Genomic DNA, 16,381 nt, shown 5'->3' with positions numbered 1-16,381 from the left:
AGCCTAGACAGCCGCCGCACGCCGGTAAATCGGGGGAAACCCTAGTCAGCCTGGCCGAATGCACGATCCGCGCACATCCTCAGCGCCAGCGTTGGTCGTTGCCGGGTGGGTTGGTCGGTTTGGCCGTGATGCCCTTACAGGTCGCGGCGGCCCGGCCTCTCATCGCGAGGGGCCGAGGCGCCGGATGCGGCTACGGCTGGCCGCGGTTTCAGGCGACGGCCGCCGCTGCCGCCTGCTGGTCGCGCTTGCTCATCAGGAAGGCGTGCAGCATTTCCGTCGACAGGCCGTGCAGGGTCAGGCGGAAGCCGGCGCGCAAGGTCGACAACGGCACCAGCGGATGGCGGTTGTTGAGCAGGACCAGGTGCGAGCGTGCATCGAGGATAGTCGCCACGTACAGGCCGATGGTCTCGTCGAGCTGCAGCGAGTTGGTCGCGCGCCAGAAGTCGCTGTCGGTGAGCAGCAGTTGGTAGATCGGCGTGAACAGTTCGATCGAACTCTGCAGGTCGAGGAAATTGCGCCAGCGCCGCGGCATGTCCTCCAGCCGCAGCTCGGGTTGCTTGACCATCGACAGGTCGGGGTCGGCGACGAACTGCAGTTCGCGCCCGGCCGCCTGCAGGTTCTGGTTGAGGCGGATGACGAAATTGAACAGGTTGAGGTCGTGCACCAGGAACATGTCCTCGCGCACGTCGGCCACCGCGGCCGGGCGCAGCGGGTTGCCCTGCACCTCGACCCCGGAGTTCTTGCCGATGAACTCCAGCACCTGCGAGCCGAGATGGAAGTGGCGCAGGATCAGCCAGTTGGCTTCCGGGCGCAGGAAGTTTTCCATGCCCCAGGCCAGCAGGCGGTGCAGGGTGCGCGAGAACGCGAGCCGGCGCGGGGCGAATACCTTGGCGACCTGGATCAGCACGATCAAGGTGCGCGCCAGCGGCCGCATGAACGGCAGCACGAACTGGCGCGAGCGCGAGCTGGAATCGGCCAGCCAGGCGCGCTTGACCTCGTCGTCGAGCGGCGTGCTGCGATCCAGGTACAGGGCCAGCCACGGACTGGGGTCGCGCGGGTCGTAGGCCTGCTCGAGGAACTCGGGTTGGTACTTCATGCCGGCATCACGTGATCGAACTGCATGAGATAGAGCTCCGCGGTGCGTCGAGCCGTGGCGATGATGGCACGGGCGCCTTCGCCGTCGGCGTCGTGTTCGAGCACGATCTCGATCGCCCGCAGCCAGCGGGCCAGATGGTGCTCGTCGTTGCTGCCATGGTATTCGAGGAAACGGAAGGCGTCGGCCGGCAGGGACAGGCTGGCCTTCATCAGCGGCAACAGGGCCGGGATGATGCGCTGGCCGGTGCCTTCGATGATGTAGATCGCGCCGAGCAGGCCGAGCGGATTCGGCGTCGCCGCCAAGGCGTGCAGGTAGCTGTTGAGCGCTTCGCCGCCCGGGTTGCGGCGCAGGGCGTCGATGTCGGCGACGGCGCCGCCGGCCTTGCGGTAGTCCTCGTACAGGATCATGTAGTCGTCCTGTTCGTCGCCGGCATGGGTTTCGATCAGGGCGCTGAGCTCGGTGTACGGCGCCTGCACCGCGGCCGCGCCTTCGCGCATCCATTTGCTGCCTTCGCGGACCTGCGGGATCCAGTGCTGCATCCACTGCACGTAATCGGCGGTGGCGAAGCGGCGCTCGCGCAGCTTGCGGATCACCGGTGTGCGCCAGGCGCGCGATCGGTAGTCGTGCCAGATCGTCGCCAACTCGCCAAGCAGATGACGCAGGGCCGCGGGCGCGTCGGCCGGGTCGTGCGGCGGCGCGATCAGCTCGGGATCGTGCGCTGCGGCGACGGCCGGAGTCGTCGTGGGCACGGACGCGGAAGCGATCAGCGGCGCATCGGCGGCTTCGACTTCGATCAGCACGAAGGCGACGGTGAAGCGGCCGGACTCCGGAATGAAGCACAGGATGCGTTCGCCCGGCTGCAAGGTGCGGGTGCGCAGGAACTCGTCGAGCATGATGAAGATCGACGCCGCGCCGGTGTTGCCGCGCGAGGTCAGGTTGCTGTACCAACGTTCGCGCGGAATCTCCAGTCCGGCCTTGCACATCAGCTCGTCGACCACCGGGGCGAAGCGCTCGGACGAGTAATGGCAGAGGAAGTGATCGATCTTGGCCGGGTCGAACCAACCGGCGTGGGCCAGCTTGGCGTACTCGTGCACGCCGACGTCGAACAGATGCGGCAGCAGGCGGATGTCCTGGCGCAAGAACAGCGCGCCGTCGGCTTCGGCGGCCTGCCAGGAGTCGTAATCGAGATGGCTGCGGGTGCGATCCGGCGTCAGTCCCAATTGCATGCACACCGGGTAATCGCCGGAGAACGAACGCTGATGGATGAAGCGCAACCGCAGGCGCAGGCCGTCGCGCGGCTTCGGTGCCGAACTCAGCTGCAGGGCGCCGGCGCCGTCGGACAGCATCCAGCGCAGGAAGTGCGCGTCGAAATCGGCGTTGTAGTCGCGCGCGGCATAGCGCGAACGCTTGAACAAGCGCGACGGCATTTCTGCCGCCGCGACCAGGGCGCGCTGGTGCGAACCCAGTTCGACCGCCGATGCCGCGCTTTCCCAGGCGCCGACGCCGGAGGCGCAGATGCCGTGCGCGGACAGGGTCTGCATCGGCGGCGCGGCCAGTTCGCCCTGCACCATGCAGGCGAAGCCCGGCATCAGCGCATCGCCGCCGGAGGTGCCGCAGGCGAGCAGGCCGATGCCGTCGAGCGCGGTGTCCGTGCTGGCCAGACACTGCCGGATCGCCGATGCGGCCATGTCGGCGCAGGAGTGCACGGTGCGGCCCTCGGCATCGACCGCGTAATGACGCGTCAGGATGCCGTTCTCGGCCAGGATCCGGCGCTTGATCCGGTCGGACAGCTTGCTCAGCGGCGCGATGTAGGCATCCATCGCGGCGTTGTCGACGGGCGCGCCGGGCAGGAAGCGGCCGCTGCCCTCGATGAAAGTGCGTTCGAAACGGGTGGGCATCAACAATCCTTGGCAGTGGTGGCAGGCCCGTCGATGGCCGCGCAGGTATCGGCCGGGCGCAAGGAGCGCGAGCGATACTGCGGCAGGAACGGGCCCAGGACGAATACGCGCCAGGCGTAGCCGGCGAAGCTGGCTTCGAGCAGGCGTGGGTCGATCAAAGGGCGGTAACGGTGGTGCAGCCGCGGCAGTTCGGACCAGTGCGCGCGGCCGTGTTCGTGGTGGGCGGTGTGCAAGCCGATATTGAACAGCAGCGGGTTGAGCCAGCCCTCGAAATTGCGCGCGTAGCCGAACCGCGCCGCATCGTCGGCGTGGGCATGCTGCAGGTAGTTGGCCGAGAGCAGCCAGTGCAGGCCCAGCAATTGCGGCAGGATCACCAGCGCCAGCGCCTTGCCCGGGTCGATGGCCAACAGCGCGGCCCACGAACCCAGCCAGGCCGCGTACTGCAGCAGATACCAGCGATAGGCCCCGGGCGCGCGCCGGCGCACGCCGCGCAGCCAATCGAACAGGAAGGGATAGATCACCGCGATCGCCTGCAGCGGATGCAGCAGCCAGCCGAGCGCGTGATTGTGGTCGCCGAAGCGCCAGGTGCGGGCGACGTCGCCCGGGCCGTGGCGATGGCGATGGTGGTTGCGGTTGTGCGCGGGATGGAAGACGAAGGTCGGGTGACCCTGCAGCACGGTGATCAGCAGATCGGTGCAGCGATTGCGCCAGCGCCCGCGCCACATCGGCAGGTGCGCATGGTTGTGGTGGATCACGCTGACCGCGATCGCCAGGTACAGCATCAGCGCATACAGGGGCAGGCTGAAACCGTGCCGCCACTGCCACAGCGCCAGCAGCGGCTGCGCGATCAGATAGGCCAGGCTCTGCAGGTCGCGGCGATGGCGCAGTGCGCCGATGCCGGGACCTGTCGCGTTGGAGCGCGCCTCCTCAGGGCCGGCCTCGTCGGGACGGGCCTGGTGGAGGCCTGCTTCATCGCGGGCCGCGCCGTCGCTCATGCCGCGCCGTCCGTGCGGGTTCGCGCCGCAGGGCGGGCGTCTTCGGCGGCGGGGTCGATCACCGTGCCGGCCCAGCGGTCGAACACTTCCAGCAGGAAGCCGTAGTTGCCGTTGTAGCGCGCGTGGTGCAGATGATGGCGACGGCTGGCGCCGCGCCATCCGCGCGCCGGCGCGGTGTGGCTGGCTTCGTAGTTGCTGTGGCCGAGGTTGTTGAGGGCGATGCTGAGCACCGGCAGGCTGGCCAGCGCGATGAAGCTGAAATCGTGCAGCAGCATCGGGATTAGCGGCACGCTGCCGAGCATCACCGCCTCGACCGGGTGGAAGGCGTAAGTCGAGAACGGCGTGGCGACGTGCGAGCGGTGGTGCATGCCGTGGAAACGGCGCAGCCAACTCGTGTGCAGGGCGCGGTGGTTGAGATAGAAGTGCAGCTCGTTCCACAGGAACAGCACGGCGATTTCGAGCAGCACGCGCCAGGCCGGCGGGTCGACCGCGAACCGCGCCCAGCCCAGGCGCAGCATGCCCCAGGGCACGACCAGGCCGAGGCCGAAGATCAGGATCGAGACGGCCGAGGCGCCGAACTCGCGGCGCAACTGGCCGGGCGGCAACGGGCGGGTGTCCAGACGGCGGCCGTAGCCGAGCGTCGGCAGCAGGGTGTGGGTCAGCCACCAGTTCAGGCCGCCGCTCAGCAGATACAGCGCGGCGAAATACAACACGCCCACGACCATCACTTCGATGGCGCTCAGCGAGACGAACCAATGACCCACGTGCGGCTCCTGCCGATTACTCCTGCCGATAGCTTGCACTATCCGGCGGCGCCAACCCAGTGCGAGGCGACTGGGCAGGCCGTGTTTGGATGACTCGATCGGGTGGCTCGCGAAGCAGGGCGAGGCTCCCGGCGCGACCGCCCGGGCATCGCCCGAGCGCGCTATGGCGCCGCGACGGCCGCCGATCGCAGCCGCCGCCCGTGGCTGCGTGCCTCGTCACTGCATGCGTGCGGCCCGCCCGGGTTCGTCCTGGGCCTTCTGCGTCGACTCCTGCGCCAAGCGCTCGTCGCGCTGTTGGTTGAACGACTGCGTCTCGCGCAAGGTGTCCTGCATCGCCGGCGCCTGTTCGGCCACCGATACGCCGGCATGGAACCCGGGGATGGTGCCCGCGACCCACAGCTTGCCGTCGACCACGGCCGCCTTGTCGATGCGGTCCGCATCCGGAATGCCGTTGAGCTTGGCTTCCAGCATCGCCTTCGCCACGGTTTCGTCCGGCACGTCCGCCGGCACGCCGGCGCGGATCTTGGCGAACATCGCCTGGTCGTTGGGCGTTAACCGCGACAGGCTGAAGAGCGGCTCGGGCTGGGCCGTCATCGGCGCAGGCTCTCGTGCGGATTCTCGTAGGGGCTCTCGCGTCGGCGTAGTGGCTGCGGTTTCGGTGGTGCGTGGCGATGTGGTCCGCTCCGCAGCCGGGGCGAACGCATCGGCCTGCTGCGCAGGTTCGTGCGAACGAGCCGGTGCTTGCGTTTGCGGCTGCTCGTCGCGAGCGAGGTTGGCGGTCTCGCGCGCCGGAGGCTGTTGCGCTTCATCGGTCTGCGGCCGCGGCGCCGCCCGTTCGTCCTGTGCGATGAACTCGGTCGGCTGTGGGCGTTCGGCAGGCTGCGCGGATCGAGCGCCTTCTTCATTCGACGGCGCACGAGAACCGAATTCGCGCGCTGCCTGCGAAGGCGCCTCGTCGTCCCGCCGGGCGACGGCGGCGGGGCGTTCCGGTGGGGCGTCCGATTCCGGCAGGGCCGGCGTGCGGGCCTGCGCCTGCGGCGGGTTCTGCCCGGCGCTCTTGCTCGATTCGATCCGCGCATGCTGCGCCGCCGACATCGCCTGCTGCGTGGCCGGATCGGCCATGCCGGTGTCGGCGAGGCCCTGGTCGCGCTGGAACTGACGCACGGCCTGTTCGGTGGCCGCATCGTATTCGCCGTTCTGAGCCAGCGGCTCGCCATCGGCGCCGCGATAACCGACGCGATGCAAGCGGTATTGCAACAGCTCCACCTCTTGCCCGCGGTCGCCGGGGCGAAGCACGTCGTCCTGTTTGTTCGCAGCGGAGCTGGCCGCGATTGCAGGCGCGACGGTGGCCGGCTGCGCGGAATCGGGTTGGACGACTGCAGGTTGGATGGCGGCGGGCTGGTTGGCGGCAGGCTGGGCAGGAGCGGCTTCGGCAGGAGCGGCTTCGATGGAAGCGCCCGGCACGAAAGCAGTCGGCGCTGCCGCCGGCTCGGATGCGCGCAGCGGTACCTCGGCCTGGGGCGATTCGGGTTGGCGCGACTCGGCGGCAACCGTTTTGGCCTGGGCTGCGGCTTCCGCTTGGGGACGCTCGGGTTCCGGGGCGGTTTCGGCGATCGGTGCGGGCGCCGCGACCGTGGGTGCGGGCGAGGGTGTGGGCGCCGCTGTGGGCTCGGCTTCTCGGCGCAAATCCGACGGCGGAACCGGCGCGCCGGTCATACGCACGGGTTGCGCATCATCGAGTGCCGGAACCGACGGCGCGAGTTCGGGCGAGGCGGTCGCCACGGCGGCCTGTTGCGCCGCCTGCTGCACCTCGTCGCGCGACAGCCCTTGCCGGTTGGCTTCGCGCTCGGCCTGTTGGTGGGCCTCGCGTTGCTGCGGCGACAGCGTGGCGACGCGCAGTTCCGGGGTGTCGGGAATGGGGGGCGCGCGTTCGCGCCGGGCCGCCACTGCCTGCTGGATGTCCTCAGTGCTCGTGACCGCGACGATCTGGACCACGCCGTTGTCGCGACGCAAGTGGGCGAGCGGGCTGTCGATGTCGTAGCCGCCGTTCGGGCTGCGCTCCACGTGCAGGGAACTGGCATGCGGGTCGATGCCGTGCGCCTCCCGCGTGCGCTGCAAGGCATCCATCACCGCGTCCAGGCGCTCTGGATTCGGCTTGATGCCGAGCGCGGCATAGGTGGACATTACGTTGGCGCGATCCTTTTCGTCCAACGACGGCGCCTGCCACTGCGGAATCGTCAAAAGGTGCCGATCGTGCTGCACGAGTTGCGTCTGCAATTCGGCGCGCGTGGTGTCGAGTTCCCGTTGCAGATTGCCCGACGCCTGGCGGCCGGCCATCAGGCCGTCTTGGCGCTGCCACTGGCCCTCGTCATCGCGGCGATACTGGTGGCCGTCCGAGGCTTGCAGGCTGTTCGGCTCGGCGAGCGCTGCCAGCACCGGCTCCGGCATCGGTCCGAACGCATCCCAACCGTTGCGGCGATAGGCCTGTTCGTATCGCGCGGCGATCGGTGCCGGGCCGCTGGCGATGTTTTCGCGGACCACTTGCTCCGACATCCGGTCCAGTTCCGCGGCGCGTTCGGGCGAGGCTTTTTCCGGATTGACCAGCGGGTGGCCGCGGTCGGTGCGCGCGATCACCACCTGGCGGACCCAGTCGCCGGTCTCCGCATTACGCTGCCAGTCGGCTTGGGCGAAGCTGTGCTTGTCGGTCTCGTTGGCCGGCAGAACGTACGGGTCGCGCGGCGGCTCCAGTTTGCCCATCGCCAAGGCGCTGGACGAATTGCTGGCCAGGTAGGTGAGTTCCCGTGCCTTGTCCGGCAAGGCGGCGAACGACTGCTTCTCGGCAATGGTGACGCCGTCGTCGCGCAGGTCGCCGGGCTCCTGCCTCAGCCATTGCTTGCCGTTGTACTTCCAGTCCACGCCGTCGCGGTCGGTCTGGTTGTAGACCTGGCGCTCGTCCCACCACTGGGCGACCTTCTCGCCGACCTCGCTGCCGGCGATCGCGCCGACCGCCACGAACGCGATCGCACCCGGCCCGGTTTCCCAGCCCACCGCGAGACCGGCCGCCGCGCCGCCGAGCCAACCGCCGGTGCCGCGCGCCGCGTAATGGGCGAACTGCGATTGCGCGGCGAGCGGATTGTCCTGCGCGAGCAAGGTGCCGATGCGGTCGCCGGTCTGTTTTGCGTCGTAGATGCTGGCGGCGACGCCGAGGCCGACAGCGGCGCCCATTCGCCTGATAGGCGCTGCGCGAGCGGCCTCCATTGCGCGCTCGCTCTGGGCTACCTGGGCCTGCCAGTCTGCGAAATGTTGTTCACCCGCGAGTACGTACTCCGTTGGCGGATTCATTCTGTCAGCGAGCGGACGAGTGAGCGTGGTAAACCCAGGTGTCTTGCCTTCAACCTGAGTGCCGACCATATAAGCGCGGCTATCCGTCAGGATAAGGCCCGAATCTCCCCGCAACGGCATGCCGGCATAGTTCACTGCCACTTGCAATTGCCCCACGTTGTCCCGAGCCCGCGCAACGATCATCTCGAATGCGGCTTGGGTGCCATGGCTAGACTGGCGCGCGACCAGTACATCGCGCGGAATCCCTTCCACGGTGGTAACGTTCGGGTTGGCGAGGACGTGCGGCACCTCTATCGCGCCGAAGACGCGACTCGGCAGCGCGTCGCTCGCGATCGCGCGGACCTCGCCGACCGTCTTATCCGCAAATCGTGCCGACGCATCGGCCCACGGGCCTTCGGTGGGATGGTAGAGCCAGTCGGCGGCGGGGCCGCGATACGAGGCATCGATTAGCGGGCGGACAGGGATGTCGTATGCATCGGCCACTGCGCTAAAGAAATCGCGTGACTTCAGGAATTTGGCTGCTTCGCTTTTATTGATGACGCGAACGTCTTCATTCGCCTCCACCATGCTGTCGATCACATCCGAAGACCACACACCTTTTGCTGTCGGTCCGCTGTAAAGAACAGTGAGCTGTCCCGGACTATCCGCATCTACCTGCGCAGCTAGCTGACGCAGCTGTTCCGGCGAGCGATAGGCTTCAGGACTCCTGCGCAGGAGCTCGATAGCTTGCTGGGAGGTCAGGGAAGGAGACGTCATAAAACGCATTCCTCACTGATATCCAGGGTGATGGTGTACTCGGTATTTTTCGAGTAAACGCCAAAGTCCTTATAGGCGATTAGTGCTTCTTCCAGATCACGGATCACTTCGTCTTTCTTTGATCTGAGGTGTGCCGGCAAGCCGTTGCTTCCGTTCAACCAGACGAGTAGCCAGTGCGACCATCCTGGTTCGCCGCGGCCTCCTGTTCCAGCTAGTAAATCCAAGCGCAAGTTCAGCAGGTCGCCCTGCCAATAGAATGTCCACAGCGTTCTGTTTCGAAGTTCCGGCTCTGCTCCGCTGCCTATCGCTACGTTTCTTAGATAGATGCTCCTGTCTCGGTCAATCGTCCAATCCCGGGCATTCGTTCCGTTGGATATGAATTTCTCGTCGATTTGTTTGAGTTGATAATTATCGGCATCTTCATCGGAAATGAATTCATTGATGAAGCTCATATATCTATCCTTTTCGAAAAACAAAGAATTACAGTATGGTTTCTTTAATGTTAGAGCATTGAGTGGGGAGCGCTTAATTCATAGGTTGTGGGGACTTTGAATTTATTTGGCTCGGCTGAAAATAGTCCCAAAGCGCTTCGTCACCGATCCAGACGTGCTTCCAGCCCGCCTGCGACATCAATCGCTCCTTATCCTTAGCTCTGGCCACTGCACTCTCGTCCTTGGTTGCCTTTGCTGCTTCCCACTCGGCTCGAGCGTCCCGGAAAAACTCCTCTAGCTGGCCTTGTAGCATCCAAGTCACAATTTCGAACTTGGTGCTCACCGAAGGTGGTTCTTCCGCTACCTGATTAAGCGTCTTTTGCAGTCGCTCCAGGTGCTCTGGGTAGTCCTTGAGCATTTCCGTCAGTCGCTTGGGTATAGGCGGCAGAAGTGAGTTATGGCGAAGGGAGAGAGGAGCAACGTCGTTCGTCATGGCCATGTTTTCCATTCTGCAGGGCATTGTATCCGGGGGCTGGCCACGTACTCGGGGATTCTTCGGTCGTGAGAACTGCGCTTTCGGTTCATTAGGAAGCGTCCTTGTTCCCTTCGAAGTAATCCCATAGATCGTGCAGTCCCTTCATGCCGCCATTGCTCGATCTGGCCCTGAACATGAGTTCCTCCTTGATCTTCGCCTGCCCGATCGAATCCATATCGCCACTGACCTCCGCGTCTTCCAACTCAGTCCTGGCTTCGCGAATGAAAGCCTCCAACCGGCTTTCCAGCACCCATATAGCCACCTCGAATGGCGGTGTCAGCGGCGACGGCTTTTCGACTACGGTGTTGAGAACTTCCTGCAGTCGCTCGATGTGCTTGGGATAGTCCCTAAGCATTTGATGCAACTTCTTTGGCACGGGTGGCGGTGGAAGACGGGTCATAACGATGCTCTTGGATAGAAGGCTGCTAGGCGAGGGAGGTCCGGAACCGAATCCTCAACACCCAGGGGCCGTCAACGCCCAGTCGTTCGCAAAAGTGACCTTCCCAAGGAATTGGCTTTCGTTCTCCATGTACATGATGACCGGCCTGTCATTGCGCTTCGTAAATTCCTCGACGAGTCCCAAGATCAACGTCTGGACCGTTCGCAGTTGATCGGATGAAAACTTCGCGATGAAAGGGTTGGTGGCGTTCATCGGCATGCCGATGTTCTCGGGCATGTGGTGGCCGAACGACACGACTTCGAGATTGAAATGCTCGCGGTCTGGCCAGGTGTTTCTTATTTCGCCGAAGTACTCGATGTCGTCCAGCTCGATGGCGAAAGTGTCGTGGCCTGATTGTTCGGCCCCACGGACGCCGCCAGCAAAGCGCGCCCGGCCATGCGGAAACTGCACCCAGTCGAACGTCCCTTCATCCGCTGCCATCCTGATGGTCCCTTCCCTGCAACGCGGGTCTGCCGTATTTGCCCGCTCGGCCTCGTAATACCGCATTGAGTATCGCTCAGGAGCAGCCGTCGTAGCATCAGACTTTTCCTACACCGGCCTCGGGTAATTACCCTGCGTTTCGATATTCCTGCAGGGCGCACTGCGCGTCGGCTGTGGCCGGATGCAAGTTAACGCAACCGGGAGTATCGCTTTCAGGTGCTCAACCCCCGCCATTGCTACACTTACGCCTTATCTCGGCCTGAGTTCAGCAGGTATCCGGGGACTCAACAGGGCAGGCGGGTTTCAGCAGTGATCGAAGCAACCGGGAAAATATTGGAATCTCAGGCCATCCGTCTTTCCGTCGCCCCGATGATGGACTGGACCGATTCGCATTGCCGGGTGTTTCATCGCACCCTGGCGCCGCATGCGCGGTTGTATACCGAGATGGTGCATGCGAATGCGGTCATCCACGGCGACCGCGCGCGGCTGCTGGCGATGGACCCGGTCGAGCATCCGGTGGCCTTGCAGCTCGGGGGCAGCGAGCCGGCCTTGTTGGCGCAGGCGGCGCGGATCGGCGCCGAGCGCGGGTTCGACGAGATCAATCTCAATTGCGGTTGCCCGTCGGACCGGGTGCAGGCCGGGCGTTTCGGCGCCTGCCTGATGCGCGAGCCGGCGCTGGTCGCCGAGTCGGTCGCGGCGATGATCGCAGCTTGCGATGTGCCGGTGACGGTGAAGTGCCGTCTCGGTGTCGACGACGATCATCGTTTCGAGGTGTTCCTGGCCTTCGTCGACGAGGTCGCGGCGGCCGGTTGCACGATGTTCGTGGTGCATGCGCGCAATGCCTGGCTCAAGGGGCTGTCGCCGAAAGAGAATCGCGAAGTGCCGCCGCTGCGTTACGACTGGGCGTATCAGCTCAAGCGCGAACGGCCGCAGCTCAAGATCCTGGTTAATGGCGGTATTGCCTCGGCCGAGGAGGCGACCTCGCATCTCGAGCACGCCGACGGCTCAATGCTCGGCCGCGCGGCCTATCACGAGCCTTACGTGCTGCATCGGATCGACACCGCCTGGTTCGGCGGCGAGTTGCGCAGTCGGGCCGAGCTGCTGCGTTCGTTGCGGCCCTATGTCGAGGCGGAACTCGCGCGTGGGGTGTTCCTCAAGCACATCACCCGGCACATGCTCGGCCTGTTCCACGGCGAGCGCGGCGGTCGCGCCTTCCGTCAGGTGCTCAGCGAGGGCGCGCACAAGCCCGGCGCCGACTGGTCGCTGATCGAGCAGGCCCTGGCGGTGACCGAATCCTTCGCCGCCCGCGACGCCGCCTGAGGTCCTGGTACCAGCGTTTCCCGGCTCTGCCGCGTCCATAGCCCTCCGCCAACCCCACCGGCGCCTGCCTGCGAGTCCGCATGATCACCCGCGATCCCGATGCCTTCTTCGCCCAGGCCCGCACCCTCGCCGCCGATTTCGGCCCGGCCACGGCGCGCGCGGCGTTCCTGGTCGCGCCGGACGGGTTCGCCCGCGCCGAGCAGTCGGCCGGCGACAACCGCTACATGGCGCAGGCAGCCGATTTCGACCCCGGCCGCGCCAGCGCCCAGCATCGCGAGCTCCAGCGCAGTCTGTCGGCGGTGCTGCCCACGATCTGCTTCGCCGGCGATCCGGATACCCCGGACGCCTTGTTCCCCAACAACGTGTTCGCGACCGGGCGGCCCGACGCGGCGCGGGAGCCGGGCGGGGCACCGCGCTACCTGGTCGGGCGGATGCGCCACCCGGTCCGCCAGCGCGAGGCCGGGCGCGCCGACATCCGCGCCTTCTTCGGCCGGGTGCTGGGTTATCGGGAGGTCGATCTGTCGCTGCAGGGCCACCCCTGCGAGCTGACCGGCGCCCTGGTGGTCGACCGCGCCCGCGGCCTGGGCTTTGCCGGCCTGTCCGAGCGCTGCGACGAGGCCGGCGCACGGCTCATGCACGAGGCCCTGGGCCTGCGCGCGACCCTGCTGTTCGAGCTGGCGCCGGGCGAGTACCACACCAATGTCGTGCTGGCGGTCCTGGCCGGCCGCGCCGCGCTGGTCAGCCCGGCCGGTTTCGCCGCGCCGGCGCTGGCGTCGGCCATCGCCGGCTTCTATGCCCCGCACGGGATGATCCTGTCGGCGGCCGAGCACGCCGCCTTCGTGGCCAATTCGATCGCGCTGTCGGCCGACCGGGTCTGGATGAGCGCCGCCGCCGGGCGGGCGCTGGCCGGGCCCACCCGGGCCGGACTGGCCGCGGCCGGTTTCGCGCTGGAGACGGTCGAACTGGACGCGATCGAGGCCGGCGGCGGCTCACTGCGCTGCTGCGTCGGCGAGATTTATTAGGAATGACTCTCAGCTGCGCACGGACTTTGCTGGCGCTACGTGTGATGGCGGTCGAACCGGCCTGAATGGCAGCCGGATGCAAGCGAAAAGTTCAGATCGGATTCACTGCCCCGTTCCGAAAATGCCCCCACGTCGCAAGTTCGCACATTATTGTTCCGCTGGGGCATCCTAAGATCGTCATGAGCATCCGGTCCACCCGCGTCCTGTCGTTGCTGCTGCTCGTCGCCTCGTGCGCCGCGGCCGGCAATGCCTTGGCTCAGCACGACGACGGCCGTGGCGGCCGCGGGCACGACCGCCGCGACGACCATCGCTCCCTGTCCGACGCCATCCGTCGGGTCGAGCGGGAGAGCGGCGGCGGCCAGGTCCTGAGCGCCGAGCGCATTCCTTTCGACGGCCGTGACGTAAACCGGGTCAAGGTCGTCGATTCCAGCGGCCGGGTCCGGATATACATGGACGACCCGCAGCAGCGGGGGCGCCGCGACGACGACCGCCCTACACGCCGCGACGACAATAACAACGACTAACCTTCGCTTCGACGGCCCGGACGATCCTGTCGGGCCGATATTTATACAAGGGAGTGCCCATGCGAATTCTGCTGGTCGAAGACGAAGCGCCGCTGCGCGAGACCCTGGCCGCCCGCCTCAAGCGTGAGGGCTTCGCGGTCGATGCCGCGCAAGACGGCGAGGAAGGCCTGTACATGGGCCGCGAGGTGCCGTTCGACCTGGGCATCATCGACCTGGGCTTGCCGAAGATGTCGGGCATGGAGCTGATCAAGGCCTTGCGCGACGAAGGCAAGAAATTCCCGGTGCTGATCCTGACCGCGCGGTCGAGCTGGCAGGACAAGGTCGAGGGCCTGAAGCAGGGCGCCGACGACTACCTGGTCAAGCCCTTCCACGTCGAGGAGCTGCTGGCGCGTCTCAACGCGCTGGTGCGCCGCGCCGCGGGCTGGAGCAAGCCGACCCTGGAATGTGGCCCGGTCATGCTCGACCTGGCGGCGCAGACGGTCAGCGTCAACGGCGGCAACGTCGACCTGACGAGCTACGAGTACAAGGTCCTGGAATACCTGATGATGCACGCCGGCGAGTTGGTCTCGAAGGCCGACCTGACCGAGCACATCTACCAGCAGGATTTCGACCGCGACTCGAACGTGCTGGAGGTCTTCATCGGCCGCCTGCGCAAGAAGCTCGACCCGGACGGCGCCCTGAAGCCGATCGAGACCGTACGCGGTCGCGGCTACCGGTTCGCCATTCCGCGCAGCGGCGACTGATCCAGGAACCTTTCCGGACCCCTATGCGGCCCGCGTCTCCTCCTGATGCGGGCCGTCCGGCCCGTCCGATGCCATGAGCTGGGGTCAGCCCCGCTCGCTGCGCGCGCGCCAGTTGCTGGCCGCCAGCCTCGGCCTGCTCGCTTTCCTGGCCCTGGCCGGCTACGCGCTCGACCGCGCGTTCCTGGAAACGGCCGAGAGCAACATGCGCCAGCGCCTGACCAGTTACGCGCTGGCCTATGCCGCCGACACCGATTTCGGCCGCGGCGGCGAAATCATCCCGCCCTATGACCCGCCGGACCCGCGTTTCGACCGGCCCGGCAGCGGCCTGTACGCGGAAGTGATCCTGCCTAACGGGCACTGGGACTCGATGTCCGCGCAAGGGCCGGTGCTGCCCGACGGCGGCATGCTCAAAGCCGCCGAGGAGACCTTCGAAGGCCCGTTGCCGATCACCGAGATCAACGGCCATGCCGGCGAGGCCTATCGCTATGGGCGCGGCCTGATCTGGAGCGTCGACGGCGACTCCAAGTCCGAGTTCCAGTACACGATCTACATCCTCGAAGACACCAGCGCGTTGCGCCAGCAGGTCGCGGTGTTCCGCCTGTCGCTGTGGCGCAACCTCGGCGGCGCCGGCGTGATTCTGCTGCTGCTGCAGGCGCTGATCATGCAATGGAGCCTGCGCCCGCTGAAGCGCGTGATCGAGGAGCTCAAGCGCGTGCAGCGCGGCCTGGCCTCGCGCATGAGCGAGCGCCACCCGCGCGAGCTGGAACCGCTGACCGAAAGCATCAACGCCTTCATCGAGAGCGAGCGCGAAAACCTCGACCGCCAGCGCAACACCCTGGCCGACCTGGCGCACAGCCTGAAGACGCCGTTGGCGGTGCTGCGCGCGCGCCTGGACGACGACCAGAACGGTGGCGCGGCGATCGACGCCGGCCTGCGCGAGGACGTCGACATGCAACTGCGGCGTATGAACGACCTGGTTTCGTATCAACTGTCGCGCGCCGCGTCCGGCGGCCATGCGCTGTTCGCCGCGCCGATCGCGATCGAGCCGCATGCCGAAGAGATCGTGCGCGGCCTGGAAAAGGTCTACTCGTCCAAGGGCATCTTGTGCGAGTTCGACGTCGCCGAGGGCGTGCAGTTCCATGGCGAGCCGGGCGACCTGCAGGAACTGCTCGGCAATCTGCTTGAGAACGCCTTCAAGTGGGCGAACTCGCGCGTGCTGCTGACGGTGCAGTCGGGCGAGACCGCGGCCAACCGCCGGCCGGGCTTGTTGCTTGCCGTCGACGACGACGGCCCCGGCATTCCGCCGGAAAAGATCGCCTCCATCCTGCAGCGCGGCGTGCGCGGCGACGAGCGCGTGCACGGCCACGGCATCGGCCTGGCGATCGTGCAGGACCTGGTGCGCGGGTATCGCGGCACGCTCGACGTGATTCCGTCGGAGGAACTGGGCGGGGCGCGGTTTGAGGTTAAGTTGCCGCCGGGATTGTGAGGCGCTGGGCGCGCCGCGATTGCGCCTGCGCTGGTTGTGCTTCGATCTCCGTGTCGTTTCGGATGGCCCCTGTAGGAGCGGCGTAAGCCGCGACCGCGGGACGTGCCGAGGCAACGAAGGCCATAGTTATTCGTCGAAGCGGCGTGCGCTTGCCAGGGTAGGAGCGGCGTCCTACTGGATTTCCTTCGGTCACAAGCCGCGACCGCGGGACGTGCCGAGTCCGCAACGCCTTCGTCATTGATCGAAGATGTGATTCGTCGCAGGGGTAGGAGCGGCGCGAGCCGCGACCAGGAGACGCGCAGAGGCAACAACGCCGAAGTCATCCGCCGAGGCCGCGGGCTGCCGCAAGGGTAGGAGCGGCGCAAGCCGCGACCGCGATGCCTCGACCTCGCGCCGTCTCGAGGAGGCCTTTGTAGGAGCGGCGTCCCACAGGGATTTCCTCTCGCCATAAATCACGACCGCGCTGTAATGGTCTCGCGGCGTATCGCTCCGGCAAGATCAAGATCAGGATCTAGATCAAACGCCAAAAGCTTCCGCCACTAAAGCGGCGGGTTACTTTCTTTTGTCTAAAGCAACAAAAGAAAGGTAA

Annotated in this window: 14 protein-coding genes; 5 read left to right on the top strand and 9 right to left on the bottom strand. The window is 66.3% G+C overall.

Features of this window, described 5'->3' with window-relative positions; genetic code table 11:
* Nucleotides 1-208: 208 nt before the first annotated feature.
* From ACTJJK_RS11530 to ACTJJK_RS11490, 9 genes are all read right to left on the bottom strand, one after another.
* On the bottom strand, nt 209-1,096 hold the full coding sequence (locus tag ACTJJK_RS11530; protein WP_031372675.1) for a DUF6999 family protein: 888 nt from the start codon (nt 1,094-1,096) through the stop codon (nt 209-211).
* On the bottom strand, nt 1,093-2,994 hold the full coding sequence (locus ACTJJK_RS11525; RefSeq protein WP_440730254.1) for an iron-containing redox enzyme family protein: 1,902 nt from the start codon (nt 2,992-2,994) through the stop codon (nt 1,093-1,095). Before ACTJJK_RS11525 ends, ACTJJK_RS11530 begins: the two co-directional genes overlap by 4 nt.
* Complete coding sequence (locus ACTJJK_RS11520) at nt 2,994-3,989, bottom strand: fatty acid desaturase (RefSeq protein WP_440730253.1); 996 nt, start codon at nt 3,987-3,989, stop codon at nt 2,994-2,996. The genes ACTJJK_RS11525 and ACTJJK_RS11520 overlap by 1 nt, the downstream gene beginning before the upstream one ends.
* Nucleotides 3,986-4,753 (bottom strand): sterol desaturase family protein, encoded by a 768-nt coding sequence (locus tag ACTJJK_RS11515; RefSeq protein WP_440730252.1) that lies wholly within the window; start codon nt 4,751-4,753, stop codon nt 3,986-3,988. The genes ACTJJK_RS11520 and ACTJJK_RS11515 overlap by 4 nt, the downstream gene beginning before the upstream one ends.
* 216 nt (nt 4,754-4,969) lie before the next feature.
* Complete coding sequence (locus tag ACTJJK_RS11510) at nt 4,970-8,851, bottom strand: peptidoglycan-binding protein (RefSeq protein WP_440730251.1); 3,882 nt, start codon at nt 8,849-8,851, stop codon at nt 4,970-4,972.
* On the bottom strand, nt 8,848-9,303 hold the full coding sequence (locus ACTJJK_RS11505; RefSeq protein WP_223619641.1) for a hypothetical protein: 456 nt from the start codon (nt 9,301-9,303) through the stop codon (nt 8,848-8,850). The genes ACTJJK_RS11510 and ACTJJK_RS11505 overlap by 4 nt, the downstream gene beginning before the upstream one ends.
* Nucleotides 9,304-9,376: 73 nt before the next feature.
* Nucleotides 9,377-9,781, bottom strand: a complete 405-nt coding sequence (locus tag ACTJJK_RS11500) for a hypothetical protein (RefSeq protein WP_440730250.1) — start codon at nt 9,779-9,781, stop codon at nt 9,377-9,379.
* 85 nt (nt 9,782-9,866) lie between these two features.
* The gene (locus tag ACTJJK_RS11495) at nt 9,867-10,217 is read right to left on the bottom strand and encodes a hypothetical protein (RefSeq protein ID WP_223619643.1); all 351 of its coding nucleotides are present in this window, start codon (nt 10,215-10,217) and stop codon (nt 9,867-9,869) included.
* A 54-nt stretch (nt 10,218-10,271) separates the two neighbouring features.
* Nucleotides 10,272-10,697 carry a hypothetical protein gene (locus ACTJJK_RS11490; RefSeq protein ID WP_223619644.1) on the bottom strand — a complete coding sequence of 142 codons (426 nt, stop codon included), beginning with the start codon at nt 10,695-10,697 and terminating at the stop codon, nt 10,272-10,274.
* 333 nt (nt 10,698-11,030) lie between these two features.
* Between ACTJJK_RS11490 and dusA the strand changes: the two genes are divergently transcribed.
* The 5 genes from dusA to ACTJJK_RS11465 all read left to right on the top strand — a co-directional run bounded on the left by dusA (nt 11,031) and on the right by ACTJJK_RS11465 (nt 15,792).
* On the top strand, nt 11,031-12,017 hold the full coding sequence (dusA, locus tag ACTJJK_RS11485) for a tRNA dihydrouridine(20/20a) synthase DusA (protein ID WP_255610690.1): 987 nt from the start codon (nt 11,031-11,033) through the stop codon (nt 12,015-12,017).
* A gap of 80 nt (nt 12,018-12,097) precedes the next feature.
* The gene (locus tag ACTJJK_RS11480) at nt 12,098-13,039 is read left to right on the top strand and encodes an arginine deiminase-related protein (RefSeq protein WP_440730249.1); all 942 of its coding nucleotides are present in this window, start codon (nt 12,098-12,100) and stop codon (nt 13,037-13,039) included.
* Nucleotides 13,040-13,218: 179 nt separating this feature from the next.
* Complete coding sequence (locus ACTJJK_RS11475) at nt 13,219-13,563, top strand: hypothetical protein (RefSeq protein ID WP_343223003.1); 345 nt, start codon at nt 13,219-13,221, stop codon at nt 13,561-13,563.
* A gap of 59 nt (nt 13,564-13,622) precedes the next feature.
* Nucleotides 13,623-14,306 (top strand): response regulator transcription factor, encoded by a 684-nt coding sequence (locus ACTJJK_RS11470; protein ID WP_031372686.1) that lies wholly within the window; start codon nt 13,623-13,625, stop codon nt 14,304-14,306.
* 73 nt (nt 14,307-14,379) lie between these two features.
* Nucleotides 14,380-15,792 (top strand): ATP-binding protein, encoded by a 1,413-nt coding sequence (locus ACTJJK_RS11465; RefSeq protein WP_440730248.1) that lies wholly within the window; start codon nt 14,380-14,382, stop codon nt 15,790-15,792.
* The last annotated feature ends 589 nt before the right edge of the window (nt 15,793-16,381 follow it).

Source organism: Lysobacter sp. 22409 (assembly GCF_052045105.1).
GTDB lineage: Bacteria > Pseudomonadota > Gammaproteobacteria > Xanthomonadales > Xanthomonadaceae > Lysobacter > Lysobacter antibioticus_B.
Note: the sequence above shows the minus strand (reverse complement) of the source record. Positions and strands in the feature narration are given on the sequence as shown.